Source organism: Aeromicrobium sp. Leaf291, from assembly GCF_001423365.1.
Lineage (GTDB): Bacteria > Actinomycetota > Actinomycetes > Propionibacteriales > Nocardioidaceae > Aeromicrobium.
In genome coordinates, this window is the sequence record NZ_LMNM01000003.1 from 172,249 (window position 1) to 186,691 (window position 14,443).

General features: G+C 71.7%; 9 protein-coding genes. 1 reads left to right on the forward strand and 8 read right to left on the reverse strand.

The genetic code is table 11. The features are described from left to right. Window positions 1-14: 14 nt before the first annotated feature. Window positions 15-1,196 carry an acyl-CoA dehydrogenase family protein gene (locus ASF35_RS14575; protein ID WP_055968947.1) on the reverse strand — a complete coding sequence of 394 codons (1,182 nt, stop codon included), beginning with the start codon at window positions 1,194-1,196 and terminating at the stop codon, window positions 15-17. 140 nt (window positions 1,197-1,336) lie between these two features. Between ASF35_RS14575 and ASF35_RS14580 the strand changes: the two genes are divergently transcribed. Next, window positions 1,337-3,115: a biotin carboxylase N-terminal domain-containing protein gene (locus ASF35_RS14580; protein ID WP_156364659.1), complete on the forward strand. Its 1,779-nt coding sequence runs from the start codon at window positions 1,337-1,339 to the stop codon at window positions 3,113-3,115. 6 nt (window positions 3,116-3,121) lie between these two features. Here ASF35_RS14580 and ASF35_RS14585 read toward each other — a convergent pair whose 3' ends face one another. The 7 genes from ASF35_RS14585 to ASF35_RS14615 all read right to left on the reverse strand — a co-directional run bounded on the left by ASF35_RS14585 (window position 3,122) and on the right by ASF35_RS14615 (window position 14,299). Beyond that, entirely contained in the window at window positions 3,122-3,508 is a 387-nt protein-coding gene (locus ASF35_RS14585) for a phage holin family protein (RefSeq protein WP_055968950.1), read from the reverse strand. Window positions 3,509-3,543: 35 nt separating this feature from the next. Beyond that, entirely contained in the window at window positions 3,544-5,208 is a 1,665-nt protein-coding gene (locus ASF35_RS14590; protein WP_055968952.1) for an N-acetylmuramoyl-L-alanine amidase, read from the reverse strand. 40 nt (window positions 5,209-5,248) lie between these two features. Next, window positions 5,249-8,044: a SpoIID/LytB domain-containing protein gene (locus ASF35_RS14595; RefSeq protein WP_055968955.1), complete on the reverse strand. Its 2,796-nt coding sequence runs from the start codon at window positions 8,042-8,044 to the stop codon at window positions 5,249-5,251. A 121-nt stretch (window positions 8,045-8,165) separates the two neighbouring features. Next, window positions 8,166-9,521 (reverse strand): NAD(P)H-quinone dehydrogenase, encoded by a 1,356-nt coding sequence (locus ASF35_RS14600; RefSeq protein ID WP_055968960.1) that lies wholly within the window; start codon window positions 9,519-9,521, stop codon window positions 8,166-8,168. A 51-nt stretch (window positions 9,522-9,572) separates the two neighbouring features. Beyond that, window positions 9,573-13,058, reverse strand: a complete 3,486-nt coding sequence (mfd, locus tag ASF35_RS14605) for a transcription-repair coupling factor (RefSeq protein WP_055968965.1) — start codon at window positions 13,056-13,058, stop codon at window positions 9,573-9,575. Continuing rightward, complete coding sequence (pth, locus tag ASF35_RS14610) at window positions 13,059-13,625, reverse strand: aminoacyl-tRNA hydrolase (protein WP_055968966.1); 567 nt, start codon at window positions 13,623-13,625, stop codon at window positions 13,059-13,061. Beyond that, entirely contained in the window at window positions 13,622-14,299 is a 678-nt protein-coding gene (locus ASF35_RS14615) for a 50S ribosomal protein L25/general stress protein Ctc (protein WP_055968969.1), read from the reverse strand. The genes pth and ASF35_RS14615 overlap by 4 nt, the downstream gene beginning before the upstream one ends. Between the last annotated feature and the right edge of the window lie 144 nt (window positions 14,300-14,443).

A 14,443-nucleotide genomic window follows, 5' to 3' on the forward strand; every position in this document is an offset into this window, starting at 1 on the left:
GACCTGCCCGTGAGTCACTCGACGGGCAGACCCAGCCCGCGGGCGATCAGCATGCGCTGCACCTCGCTGGTCCCCTCGCCGATCTCCAGGATCTTGGCGTCGCGGTAGAACCGGGCCACGGGGTACTCCTCCATGAAGCCGTACCCGCCGAAGACCTGCGTCGCGATGCGGGTGCCGGTCACGGCCGACTCCGTCGCGTGCAGCTTGGCCACCGACGCGGCCTGCTTGACCACGGCGTACGGGGCTCCGGCGTCCTTCAGGGCTGCGGCCCGGTAGGTCAGGGCCCGCGCCCCCTCGAGCAGCACGGCGAGGTCGGCGATCTGGAAGGCCACACCCTGCTTCGCACCGATCGGCACCCCGAACGTCTGCCGCTCCCCCGCGTACTGCACGCACAGGTCGAGGCAGGCCTGCAGGCAGCCGACCGAGAGCGCCGAGATCGCGATGCGGCCGTCGTCGAGCGTGGCGAGGAACTGGGCGTAGCCACGGCCGCGCTCGCCGAGCAGGTGGTCGGCGGGGACCCGCGCCCCCGTGAAGGCCAGCGGGTGGGTGTCGGAGATGTGCCACCCGAGCTTGTCGTAGGCGGGCTCGGCCACGAACCCGGGCGTTCCCGCGGGCACCATGATCGCCGAGATCTCAGGACGCCCGTCGGCGCGCTCCCCGGTACGTGCGGTGACGGTGACGACCGACGTCAGGTCGTTGCCGGAGTTGGTGATGAACTGCTTGGCGCCGTCGACCACCCAGGTGTCGCCGTCGAGCACGGCGCGGGTGCGCGTGGCACCCGCGTCGGAGCCGGCTCCGGGCTCGGTGAGGCCGAAGCCCGCCAGGGCGCGACCGGCGACCAGGTCGGGCAGCCAGCGCTCCTTCTGCTCCGCGGTGCCGAACGCGACGATCGGGTTGATCCCGAGACCGACCCCGGCCTGGAGCGTGATGCCCATCGACTGGTCGACGCGACCGAGCTCCTCGATCGCGACGCACAGGCTGGTGAAGTCCGCGCCTGCGCCGCCGTACTCCTCCGGCGCCGTGAGGCCGAACAGACCGAGGTCGCCCATCTCGCGCACGACGTCGACCGGGAAGTGGTGCTCGCGGTCCCACTGCGCGACGTGCGGCGCGATCCTCGACTCGGCGAACTCCCGCACCGTGCGGCGGAAGTCCTCGTGCTCGCGGGAGAGACCGGACAGCTGTGCGACGTCGACCATGCCCCCAGGTTAACACTCGTTAACCCGACGGTCGGACGTCCGCGTGACGTACCTCATCCACCCTCGGGCCGTCCTGCCCCCTACACTCGGCAGGCAGTGCCCGCCCCCGCCCAGCCTGTCCATCCCGAGGAGAGCCGTCCGTGAGCAAGCCCCTGCAGAAGGTCCTGATCGCCAACCGTGGAGAGATCGCGGTCCGCGTGGTCCGAGCCTGCAAGGACGCCGGCATCGGCAGCGTCGCCGTCTACGCCGAGCCCGACCGCGACGCCTTGTTCGTCCGGCTCGCCGACGAGGCCTACTCCCTGGAGGGCTCGACCCCGGGCGACTCCTACCTCTCGATCGAGAAGATCGTGGCCGTCGCCCAGCGCTCGGGCGCCGACAGCGTGCACCCGGGCTACGGCTTCCTCGCCGAGAACGCCGAGTTCGCCCAGGCCGTCATCGACGCCGGACTCGTCTGGATCGGCCCACCGCCCGCGGCGATCGAGGCCCTCGGCGACAAGGCCAAGGCCAAGCAGATCGCCCAGACGGCGAACGCCCCGCTCGCTCCCGGCACCAAGGACCCCGTCAAAGACGCCGACGAGGTGGTGGCCTTCGCCCAGGAGAACGGTCTGCCGGTCGCCATCAAGGCCGTCTTCGGTGGTGGCGGTCGTGGCCTCAAGGTCGCCAAGACCCTCGAGGAGATCCCCGACGCCTACGAGTCCGCCGTCCGCGAGGCCGTCAGCGCCTTCGGTCGCGGCGAGTGCCTCGTGGAGAAGTTCCTCGACAAGCCCCGCCACGTCGAGACGCAGTGCCTGGCCGACAGCCACGGCAACGTCGTCGTGGTCTCCACGCGCGACTGCTCGCTGCAGCGCCGCCACCAGAAGCTGGTGGAGGAGGCCCCCGCGCCGTTCCTGTCCGACGACCAGCTGGCGCGCCTCTACGATTCGTCGAAGGCCATCCTCAAGGAGGCCGGCTACGTGGGCGCCGGCACGTGCGAGTTCCTCGTCGCCGCCGACGGCACCATCAGCTTCCTCGAGGTCAACACGCGCCTGCAGGTCGAGCACTGCGTCTCCGAGGAGGTCACGGGCATCGACCTCGTGCGCGAGATGTTCCGCATCGCCGCCGGCGAGGAGCTCGGCTACGGCGACCCGGAGATCATCGGCCACTCGATCGAGTTCCGCATCAACGCCGAGGACGGTGGCCGCGGCTTCCTCCCGGCTCCGGGCACGCTCACGAAGTGGGCTCCCCCGAGCGGCCCGGGCGTCCGCCTCGACGGCGGCTACGAGGAGGGCGAGACCGTGCCGGGCGCGTTCGACTCGCTCATCGCCAAGCTCATCGTCACCGGGCGCACCCGCGAGCAGGCCATCGAGCGCTCCCGCCGTGCCCTCGACGAGTTCGTCGTCGACGGCATGCCGACGGTCATCCCCTTCCACCGCGACGTGCTGGACGACCCGGCCTACAACGCGTCCGACGGATCGTTCGACGTCTACACGACGTGGATCGAGACCGACTACGACAACCAGCTCGAGCCGTACGCGGGCGCCTCCGAGACCGACGAGCCCGCCGAGCGCGAGCGGGTCGTCGTCGAGGTGGCCGGCAAGCGCGTGGAGGTCGTCCTCCCCGGCGGGCTCGGAGCCGTGGCCGGCGCCGCGAGCGGTGGCGCCAAGAAGCAGAAGCGCAAGGGCGGCAAGGCCGCGGGCGCCGCTGCGTCCGGTGACTCCCTCACCTCGCCCATGCAGGGCACCGTGGTCAAGGTCGCCGTCGAGGAGGGCCAGGAGGTCGCCGCCGGCGACACCGTGCTCGTCATCGAGGCCATGAAGATGGAGCAGCCCATCACCGCGCACAAGGCGGGCACCGTCACCGGGCTCTCGGCCGAGATCGGCGCCACGATCGGTGCCGGCGAGGTCGTCGCGACGATCGCCGACGCCCCCGCTGCGGAGTAGCGGCCCTCAGGCCTCGACGGGCGGCACGTCCGCCGGGGCCTGGGTGTCGACCTCGCCGTAGGCCACCCCTGCGGCCCAGACGACCAGGATCACGATCGCCCAGGTCCACGGCCCCTCCAGGTCGAACCCACGGCGGGGCACCAATGCGTCCGTCAGCACGAGGGCCGCTGCCGTGACCACGAGGCCGCCGATCACGGCCGACGGTCGAGCGAGCCGCGGCGCCAGGGTGGTGGTCGCGCGACGCAGTCCGACCGCGAGCACCGTGAACAGGACGACCGCTGCGACGAAGCCGCCGAGGCGGATGTCGAACCCGTCGAGCAACCAGGCGGTGAGACCGAAGGAACCGATGTTCGCGAGGGCCGCGATGGCCAGGGACCGCCCGATCGACTGCATGGTGCGAGTATCCACGACGCTGCGCGCCGCCGCGCTCACCGGTACGCGACCTCCGCAGGGCTGCCGTCACGCTGCGTGATGATGCCGCCGTCGAACCGCGCTCGGGACAGGCCCGGCTTGCGGTAGACCCGCGTCTCGGGAGCGCCGAGGCGTCCCTCGGACTCCCCCAGCTCGCGGTACAGGTCCTCGATGCCGCCGTGGATGCCGAGCGCGATCGTGCCCGAGCCGCGGACCACCCGGTAGACGCTGCCGCGCTCGAAGCGCTGCACGCTCACGGCCGGATCCGCGGTGCGGACGTGCAGGGCCGTGGGGAACCCCATCACTCCGGCGTGGGCGCCGAGGTGGTTGTACTCGCCACGCACCAGGCCGCCGACCCAGAACACGCCGACGCCCTGCTTCCAGTACAGCTCCATGGCCTGGAAGAAGGTCTTGCGCTGGGTCGCGTTCCCGTACTCGCTGGCGTACGGGTAGCCCGTCAGGTCGCGGCCGAGCTTCGCGGCGTACCGCTTGATCTCGGAGTCGTAGTCGGCGATGTACGACGCGACGCTGTTGCGCAGCGTCGGCAGGTAGGCGTAGCCGTTGCGTCCGGGGCACGCCGTCCCCAGGACGTCGCGGTGCCCGTGGATCACCTGGTAGGTCTTGCCGTCAGCCGACCAGGTGCCCTTGGCGCCCCGGTAGAACGTGCCCAGGCGCCAGCCGATGACCTTCACCAGGGCGGAGCGCGTGGCCGTGCCGACGTTGGCGGTGTCGTAGTTGCCCATCATCGACACCCCCATGGAGTAGGTGTTGACCTTCGCGTTCCCTGCGTGGGCGCCGCGGACCGTGCGATCGAGTCCGCCCTTGCGGCCCTCGAAGATCTGCCCGTACTTGTCGACGAGCACGTTGTACCCGATGTCGCACCAGTCGCGGCTCTTCACGTGGTACGACTGGATGCCCCGCACGATCGAGCGCGACTGCGCCTTCGTGTAGGAGTTCGAGCCGGCCGTGTGGTGCAGCGTCACGCCGAACGTCGTCATGCCGACGCGGGGGCTGTCGCACGAGCCACCCGCCGAGGCCCCCCAGGAGGAACGGCTGATGACGGCCGGCTTGGGCGTGAACGTGGGCGAGGCGTCGGCGGCTTGGGCCAGGCTGTTCACAGGTGCACTCGCCGAGGTCGCGGAGCCTGCGCCGTCGGACCCGAGGTCGAGGGTCTCGAGCCTGAGCCCGCGAGGCACCGATCCCGAGCTGGAGGCGACCTGCAGCGCCACGGCATCGGACTCCCCCACGTACATGGGCTCGGTGCCGGGCCGCCCGGCCTCCACCGTCTCCTCGTCCTGCGGGATCTCCTGCCAGGCACCCCACCCGTCGGCGGTGCGCGTGCGCACCTGCACCACCACGTCCCCCAGTCCGGGGGTCGGCGACCAGGTGGCGCCGACCATCGAGAACGACGGGACGGTCCGGGGAGCGATCTCCGAGACCACGGGTGCGCTCGGGACGGCGGTGCGCGCCGTGGTCCGTGCCAGACGGCGTTCACCGCGGCTCCGCGCCGCCTCCACCGCGCGGTGCTTCGGGCGCTCGAACCGTTCCAGCGAGACGTCCTGTCCGGACGACGCCGCGCGCGCCGGCGCAGCACCGGTCGCCGGGGTTGCGGCCGCCGCTGGGGCGACCAACCCGCCCCCGGCCAGGACGAGCGTGGTCAGAGCGACGGACAGGTGCCTCATCAGGTCGATTCCCCCTCGGATCGAGCCGGTGGACCGAGGTTCAGCCCAACCGGAAGTAGTGCGAGCGTAGCCCGAGCGCGAACCGGAGCTGAGGCCCCGTGACCGTCGTCGACCCCTTCGTGCCCGTGAGCGTGATCGACTCGACGCGGCCTGCCCAGTCGCCCATCAGGTCGCGCTTGGTGACCTTGAGGCTGCGCAGGGTCCCGACCTGCGGGTAGGCCTTCTCGATCGTGGCGGCCGGGACGGACGCGGTCCAGTCGTGGTTGGCGTTGCCCGACCAGTCGTCCCAGGCGTCGAGGCGTCCCTTCAGGTACGGCTGGCTGCCCGGCGCCGAGGCGCCGCCCGAGGACGACGAGTACTGCGTGAACGCCGGCGCGCCCTGGTAGGTGAGGATCGCGCCGAGGGTCGCCAGCACGGCCTTGTCGGTGGTCGCGGTCTGGCCGGCCACGCCCTTGTAGACCTGGCAGGAGGTCGTGTCGCACACGTCGTAGTAGCGCGACGGGGTGAGCGAGCGGACGCCGTAGGTGCGCGCAGCGACCGACTGCGCCTTGAGCGCCTCCGGCTCCCAGCTCGACGGCATCTCGGCCGCCACGACGCCGAGGGTGTAGTTGTCGATCGACGTCACGTTCACCGTCTTGCGCGTGGTGGCGCCCTTCGACGGCACGGCCGAGCGCACGCTCGTGCGGTACTCCCGCACGCTCCCACCCGGCATCACGAGTGCCACCTTCGTGGCCTCGAACTGCGCGTCGCCCGTCCAGAAGTTCCGGTCGTAGGCGGTCCAGGTGGATCCGGTCCGGTACTGCAGCACGGACTTCTTCGGGTCCGCGGTGAGCGGGATGATCCGCCACTGCGAGACGGTCTTGCCGTTGCGGGTGGCGGGCAGGACGATCCGCTTGCCCGACACCATGTTGCGGTAGGCCAGACCCGAGCGAGCCGTCACCGTCACCGTCGACGAGGTCGCCGCGCCGAGCAGCACGCGGATGCTCCCGGTGCGCTCGGACAGGGTCGTGCCGGGGTAGTAGGCGGCCAGGATCTCCTTGAACGTCTTGCCGGAGCGGGCCGCACCCTGCGCGCCGTACTGGCTCATGCCGATGCCGTGACCGAAGCCGTGGCCTCGGAAGGTCACGGTGCGACTGCTCGGCACGGTGAGCCCGTCGGGACCGATGCCGCCCGCGTACCAGGTGCTGACGTCGCCCGAGGCCTCGGACAGCTCCAGGTAGCCCTTGGTCAGCTTGAGGCGCTGGTAGCCCGTGCGTGCGCGATAGACGGTCGACCGCGGCACGCCGAGCTTTCCGGCGGACTCCTTCTGGGCCTGGTACTCCTTGTACAGCGGTCCGTAGAGCGCGTAGCCGGCGGTGCTCGACCCGCTGGTGACCAGGTAGACCGCTCCCTTCTGGAAGCGCTGGACCTTCGTGCCCGTGACCGAGGTCGCCACCGGATCTCCGGTCGGGAAGCCGAGCGAGCCGTTGTGCTCACCGGTGCGGTAGAACTCGGTCTTCGCCGGACCCGAGACGGCGTAGGCGCCTGCGGCCTTGGTCCAGAGCAGGTCCATGTTGGCGTAGATCGCGCGACGCTGGGTGGAGTTGCCCCACTCGGCCCGCACGACCTTGCCGAGCTTGGTGCTGCCGATCTTGGCCGCGAGCTTCTGGATCTCGGTGCCGGGGGCCGGCGTGCTCGGGGTCGGGGTGCTCGTCGACGTGCGGGCGAGGCGCTTGGCCACCTCGCTGCGCAGGCCGCCCGACTGCGTCAGCCACGCGTACCCGTAGCGCCCGGGGCACGCCGTGCTCTTGACGTCGCGGTGACCCATGATCCGGTTCACCGTCTTGCCCCCGAGGGAGTACGTGCCGGTGGCCTTCAGGCCGGCGAGCGAGTGGCGCCACGCGATGAGGTCCGCGACCGCGGTCTTCATGGCTGCGGGGACCTGCGCGACGTCGTAGTTGCCCATCATCGAGACGCCGACCGTGCGCTCGTTGGCGGCGTTGACGCCGGCGTGGGCACCGCGCACCATCTTCGTGATGCCGCCCTTGCGACCCTCGAAGATCTGGCCGTACTTGTCGACGAGGAAGTTGTAGCCGATGTCGCACCAGCCCTGGCTTCCCGTGTGGTACGCCTGCGTGGATCGCACGATGCCGGCGGACTGGGCCTTGGTGTAGCTGTTCGAGCCGGCGGTGTGGTGCAGCGTCGTGCCGAGCATGGAGGCCCCGTACACCGGCGCGCTGCAGGAGGATCCGCTCCTGGCGCCCCACGAGGCGCGGCTGATGATCTTGGGCTGGCCGACAGCGGCCGCCGTCGGCACGGTCGCACTGCCGTTCTCGCCGTCGGTGACCGTGGACACCCGCACACCGCTCGGCGAGCGCCCGGACGGGGTGCTGACGCGGACGTCGACGCCGTCGGACTCCCCGACCCAGAGCGGGTCGGTGCCGGGACGCACGTCGGTGGACGCGGGATCGGTCGGTGAGGTCTCCAGGGTGGTCCAGTCGCTCCAGCCGTCGGCCAGCGAGCGCCAGCGCACCTCGACCGTCGGGTCCTCGTCGGTCGACCCGGCGTCCCAGGTCACGCCCAGGAGCGAGAAGGTCTCGGTCGACCGGGTCAGCTCCGCGGCCGGCTGGGGCTCCTCGGCCTCGGGGGTGCTCGGCGCCGTCCTCTGGTCGGGGCGAGCCTCGTCCTCGGCCGGGTCGACCGGGGGCACCACGGTCTCGGTCACCTCGGCCGGCTTCGCCTCGGCGGTGACGACGGCCGGCGGCGCGGCATCGGACGTGGAGACGAGGGAGGCCACCGCGACGGCGGAGACGACGGCGAACGGGACAGTTCGCCGGACCAAGGTCCAGGGGCGCATGGGGAAGACCGATCCTGTGACAGATGTGACGGATGTGACGAGCGAGCCAGGCCAACGGAACCACACATCGGCGGCGACTTCCACCGGTGTGAGTGAACTACACGCCTGTCATTTCCGCAGGTCAGCGGGGGTGCAGACTGCGAGCCGCCTCCGCCACCGAACCCGACAGCGAGGGGTACACCGTGAACGCGTCGGCCACCTGGTCGACCGTCAGGGAGGCGGACACGGCGAGCGAGACGGCGTGGATCAGCTCGCTCGCTCGCGGGCCCACCACCACTCCCCCCACCACGACGCCCATGCCGCGGCGCGAGAAGAGCTTGACGAAGCCGTGACGGACGCCCTGCATCTTGGCGCGCGCGTTCGTGGCCAGCGGCAGCATCACGACGTCGACGTGCAGGCCGGCCTCGTCGATCTTGCGCTGCGACAGGCCGACGGTCGCGATCTCCGGCGACGTGAAGATGTTGCTCGAGACCTTCTGCAGGTCGAGCGGGTGCACGGCGTCACCGAGCAGGTGCGCCATGGCGATGCGGCCCTGCTGGGCCGCGACGGAGGCGAGCATGAGCACCCCGGTGCAGTCGCCGGCCGCGTAGATGCCGGGCACGCTCGTGCGCGAGACGCGGTCCACGCGGACGAAGCCGTTCTCGTCGAGCACGACGCCGGCCTCCTCCAGCCCGAGGTCCGCGGTGTTCGGGATGGAGCCGAGGGCGAGCAGGCAGTGCGACCCGACGACCTCGCGACCGTCGGTGAGCGTGACCACGACCTGGTCGCCGTCGCGCCGCACGGAGGCCATGCGGGACTGGCCCATGACGGTCATGCCACGCTCGGTGAAGACGTCCTCGATGAGCTCGGCGGCGTCCTCGTCCTCACCGGGCAGCACCCGGTCGCGGCTCGAGACGAGCGTGACGCGGGCGTCGAGCCCGTTGTAGGCACTCGCGAACTCCGCGCCGGTGACGCCGGACCCCACGACGATCATGTGGTCCGGGATCTCGCGCAGCGCGTAGACCTGCTCCCACGTGAGGATCCGCTCGCCGTCGGGGAGCGCGTCGGGGCTGACCCGAGGGTGCGCTCCGGTGGCGACCAGCACGGCGTCGGCCTGGATCGTACGACCGTCGACCTCGACGGAGCCGGCGGAGACCAGCCGGGCGGATCCCTTGACGAACTCGATGCCCTCGCGCTCGAGGCGCCCGGCGATGTCGGCGGACTGGGCCAGTGCCAGCTTCATGACCCGGTCGTTCACCGCGGCGAGGTCGGCGCGGACGTCACGCGGGACCTCGACCCCCAGCTCGGCCGAGGACTCGACCTCGGTCAGCAGGTCCGACGTCGCGATGAGCGTCTTGCTGGGCACGCAGTCCGTGAGGACGGTCGAGCCGCCCAGGCCGTCGCGTTCGACCACGGTGACCTGAGCCCCCAGACGCGCCGCCACGAGCGCGGCCTCGTAGCCGCCTGGTCCCCCGCCGATGATCACCACATGAGTCACGGCGCCATTCTCGCACCGTGCGACGCCCTGCCCCGCCGGGGGCGGGCCTGCTCAGGCGACGAGCGTCTGCACCACGGTGTCGACCCACTCGAGGAGCTCGCGCCCCCGCAGCGGACGGCCGCCCACGGGCGCCGTGCGCGGCGCCGGGACGAGGGCCACGTCGGTGGCCGGCTTGTAGATGCTCTTCGGGTACACCCGACGCAGACGCATCTGCGCCGACTCCGGGAGGGAGAGCCCACCGAAGCGGATCTGCGACCCGGCGGAGGTGACCTCGGTGAGGCCGGCAGCACGCACCGCGACCCGCAGCCGCGCGACGTCGAGCAGCACCTCGGCGACCTCCGGCGGCTCGCCGTAGCGGTCCACCAGCTCGGCACGCAGCTCGGCGACGTCGTCGAGGGAACGGACGTCGGCCAGACGCTTGTACATCTCCAGACGCAGCCGCTCGCTCGGCACGTAGTCGTGCGGGAGGTGGGCCTCGACCGGGAGCTCGAGCTTGACCTCGCGCGCACCCTGCGGTCCGGCCTCGCCCTCGCCGCGGAACTCCGCGACCGCCTCGCCGACGAGCCGGACGTAGAGGTCGAACCCGACGTCGGCGATGTGCCCTGACTGCTCCCCGCCGAGCAGGTTGCCGGCGCCGCGGATCTCGAGGTCCTTCATGGCCACCTGCATGCCGCCGCCGAGCTCGGAGTGCTGGGCGATGGTGGCCAGGCGGTCGTGCGCGGTCTCGGTGAGCGGCTTGTCGGGCGGGTACAGGAAGTAGGCGTAGGCGCGCTCGCGCCCTCGGCCCACGCGGCCGCGGAGCTGGTGCAGCTGCGACAGGCCGAGGGTGTCGGACCGCTCGATGATCATGGTGTTGGCGTTGGAGACGTCGAGGCCGGACTCCACGATGGTCGTGCAGACGAGCACGTCGTAGCGCTTCTCCCAGAAGTCGACCATCACCTTCTCGAGCTGGTGCTCACCCATCTGGCCGTGCGCGGCCGCGATGCGTGCCTCGGGCACGAGCTCGCCGAGCCGTCGGACGACCTTGTCGATCGACTGCACCCGGTTGTGGATGAAGAACGCCTGGCCCTCGCGCAGCAGCTCGCGCCGGATCGCCGCGGCGACCTGCTTGTCGTCGTAGGCGCCGACGAAGGACAGCACCGGGTGCCGCTCCTCCGGAGGCGTGGCGATGGTGGACATCTCGCGGATCCCCGTGACCGCCATCTCGAGGGTGCGCGGGATCGGGGTGGCCGACATGGCCAGCACGTCGACGGCCGCCCGCAGGTGCTTGAGGGCCTCCTTGTGCTCGACGCCGAACCGCTGCTCCTCGTCGACGATGACGAGTCCGAGGTCCTTGATGCGGACACCGGGCTGGAGCAGGCGGTGGGTGCCGACCACGAGGTCGACGCTGCCGTCGGCCAGGCCGTCGAGCGTGGCCTGCGACTCCTTCTCGGTCTGGAACCGCGACAGCGGCTTGATCGTGACCGGGAACTGGCCGAAGCGCTCGGCGAAGGTGGCGTAGTGCTGCTGCACGAGCAGGGTGGTCGGGACCAGCAGGATCACCTGCTTGCCGTCCTGGATGGCCTTGAACGCCGCGCGCACCGCGATCTCGGTCTTGCCGTAGCCGACGTCGCCGCAGACGAGCCGGTCCATGGGGACCTGCCGCTCCATGTCGCGCTTGACCTCGTCGATCGTGATGAGCTGGTCGGGCGTCTCGACGAAGGCGAAGGCGTCCTCGAGCTCGGCCTGCCACGGCGTGTCGGGGCCGAAGGCGTGACCCTTCGTGGACTGCCGTGCCGCGTAGAGCTTGATCAGCTCGCCGGCGATCTGTCGGACGGCCTTGCGCGCCTTGTTCTTGCGCGCCGTCCAGTCCGCGCCGCCCAGCTTGTCCAGGCTGGGGCTCTCGCCGCCGACGTAGCGGCTGACGAGGTCCAGCTGGTCCATGGGCACGAACAACCGGTCACCGGGCTGTCCGCGCTTGCTGGGGGCGTACTCGATCACGAGGTACTCGCGGGCCGCGCCCTGGATCGTGCGGTTGACCAGCTCGACGTACCGACCCACACCGTGCTGCTCGTGCACGACGTGGTCGCCCGCCTTGAGCTCGAGCGGGTCGACCTGCTTGCGGCGGCGCACGGGCATGCTCGAGCGGTCGGGGCGCTCGGCGGCCCGCTGGGCCACGAGGTCGTCGTGGGTGAGTAGGACGGCCTTCGCGGCGACGAGCCCGTGGTCCACGTCGGCGACGAGTACCGCCACGACACCGCTCCCCGCCTCCGGCGCCGGGGTGTCCCCGTCCACGAGTGCGGCGGGCACGTCGTGCTCGGCCAGCCACTCGACCGTGCGCTGGGCCTGCCCGGCGGCCGGCGCGGCCACGACGACGAACCGGCCGTCGGCCAACCAGCCCCGGACGTCGGCGACGGCCTGCTCGGTGTCGCCGCGGTACAGCGGCGCCGCCTCGGCGGGCACGACCACGGTGTCCTCGTCGTCCAGACCGAACGGGGACAGGTTCCACCACGCCAGGCCACGCGCCAGGGCGACGGCGCGAACCTCCTCCAGCTCCTTGAACGCGGCCGCGCCGAGGTCGATGGGAGCGGCGGCGCCGGTGGCCGCGGCCGCCCACGACGCCTGCAGGAACTCCTCGTTCGTCGCATTCAGGTCGGCCGCACGCGCCCGCACCTTCTCGGGGTCGTTGACGACGACCACGGCATCGGAGGGGAGCACCTCGACGAGGAGCTCCAGCTCGTCCACGAGCACCGGGGCCAGCGACTCCATGCCCTCGACGGCGTGCCCCTCCGCCACCTTGCCGAACAGCTCGGCGAGCGCCGGGTGCTCCGTCGCCAGGGCCGCCGCGCGGCCGCGCACCTCGTCGGTCAGCAGCAGCTCACGGCACGGCGGCGCCCAGAGGCGCTCCACCGCGTCGGTGGTGCGCTGGTCCGCGACGGAGAACCACCGGATCTCCTCGACCTCGTCGCCCCAGAAGTCGATGCGGAGCGGGTGGTCCTCGGTGGGCGGGAAGACGTCGACGATGCCGCCGCGCACCGCGAACTCGCCGCGACGCTCCACGAGGTCGACCCGCACGTAGGCGGCGGCAGCCAGGTCGCGCACCACGTCGTCGAGCGGGGCCTGCTGACCGACCACCAGCTCGACCGGGGTGAGGTCGGCCAGGCCGGCCACCTGCGGCTGGAGGATCGACCGCACCGGCGCCACCACCACGCGCACGGGCGGCGCGCCGGCGCCGGGGTGGGCCAGCCGCCGCAGGACGGCGAGCCGTCGGCCCACGGTGTCGGAGCGCGGCGACAGCCGTTCGTGCGGAAGGGTCTCCCACGCCGGGTACACCACCACGGCGTCGTCACCGAGCAGCACCGAGAGGTCAGCGGCGAGCGCGTCGGCCTCGCGGGCCGTGGGGGTGACGGCGAGGACGGTGGAGGCGTCGGCCGCGGCACGTGCCACGAAGGGGCGCAGCGCGGCCGGTCCCTGCAGGGTGACGGTGCGCGGGCGCTGCGACACGACGTCGGCGAGCGACCCGGCCAGGTGGGGCGAGAGCAGTGCGTGGAGGTCCATCTACCGGTTGAACGCGCTCTGCGTCTCGGATAGTCCTCGCGTGAGGAGGCTCTCGACGGCGTCGGCCGCCTCCTCCAGCAGCACCGGGAGCTCCTTGCGCTCGGTGGACGAGTACGGCTTCAGCACGAAGTCGTGCACGCTCTGGCGACCGGGCGGACGACCGATGCCCACGCGGACCCGGTGGAAGTCGCCGGTGCCGATCGACTGACGGATCGACTTCAGCCCGTTGTGGCCGTTGTCGCCTCCGCCGAGCTTCAGACGGAGAGCACCGAAGTCGATGTCGAGCTCGTCGTGGACCACCACGAGGTGCTCGGGCTCGACGTCGAAGTACGACGTCAGGGTCTTGACCGGTCCGCCGCTCTCGTTCATGTACGAGCGGGCCCGACCGAGCACGGCGCGCTCGCCGGCGAGCCGGCCCTCGACCACCTCGGCGCGGCCGGACGTGTGGGCCTTGAACCGACCGCCCATGCGGTCGGCGAGCACGTCGGCCACGAGGTAGCCCACGTTGTGCCGGGTGGCGGCGTACGTGGGGCCCGGGTTCCCGAGCCCCACGACCAGCCAGGTCACGACTCGGAGTCGGCGTCCTCGGCAGGCGCCTCGGCGTCGTCACCCTCGGCGGCCGCGGCGGCCTCCTCGTCGGACTCGTCACGCTCGATGCCGGCCTCGGCCTCGGCCTCCTCCAGCTCGGCCTCGACCTCCTCGGCGGTGGGCGCAGCGGTCACGTTGACGATGAGCAGCTCGTCGTCGACGACGAGGGTCGAGCCCTCGGGCAGCGTGAGGTCGGAGGCGAGCACCTGGGCGCCGACCTCGAGGCCCTCGACGGACACCTCGACCGACTCCGGGATGGCCGTGGCTTCGGCCTCGAGGGAGACGCTCGCGTTCTCGAGCACCACGAGGGTGCCGGGCGCGGCCTCGCCCTCGACGTGCACGGGGACGTCGACGGTGACCTTCTCGCCCTTCTTGACGATGAGCAGGTCGGCGTGCTCGATGAAGCCCTTGAGCGGGTCGCGCTGGACCTGCTTGGGGATCGCGAGGTGGGTGGTCGAGCCCAGCGCGATGGAGAGCAGTGCGTTGCTGTTCTTCAACGCGAGCATGAGCGCGTGGCCCGGCAGGGTGACGTGCACCGGGTCGCTGCCGTGCCCGTACAGCACGGCGGGCACCTGGTCGGCGCGACGGATGCGACGGGCAGCGCCCTTGCCGAACTCGGTGCGGGTCTCTGCGGGGATCTTGATCTCGGCCACGGGAAGCTCCTGGGGGTGGTGGTGCGGGAAGACGTGTGGGGCGGCCGCGTCGACGGCCGGGACGTCGCGACAGGCGCTCGAACACGACACTCCGTGGAGCGCCCTGTCGATCACGGTCGGACGGGCCGACCCTCGCCGAGGCAA

Excerpts from the sequence above, each read along its gene's own strand:
- ASF35_RS14595 (WP_055968955.1), bottom strand. The coding sequence starts at position 8,044 with ATGCGCCCCTGGACCTTGGTCCGGCGAACTGTCCCGTTCGCCGTCGTC.
- ASF35_RS14590 (WP_055968952.1), bottom strand. The coding sequence starts at position 5,208 with ATGAGGCACCTGTCCGTCGCTCTGACCACGCTCGTCCTGGCCGGGGGC.
- ASF35_RS14585 (WP_055968950.1), bottom strand. The coding sequence starts at position 3,508 with ATGCAGTCGATCGGGCGGTCCCTGGCCATCGCGGCCCTCGCGAACATC.
- mfd (WP_055968965.1), bottom strand. The coding sequence starts at position 13,058 with ATGGACCTCCACGCACTGCTCTCGCCCCACCTGGCCGGGTCGCTCGCC.
- ASF35_RS14575 (WP_055968947.1), bottom strand. The coding sequence starts at position 1,196 with ATGGTCGACGTCGCACAGCTGTCCGGTCTCTCCCGCGAGCACGAGGAC.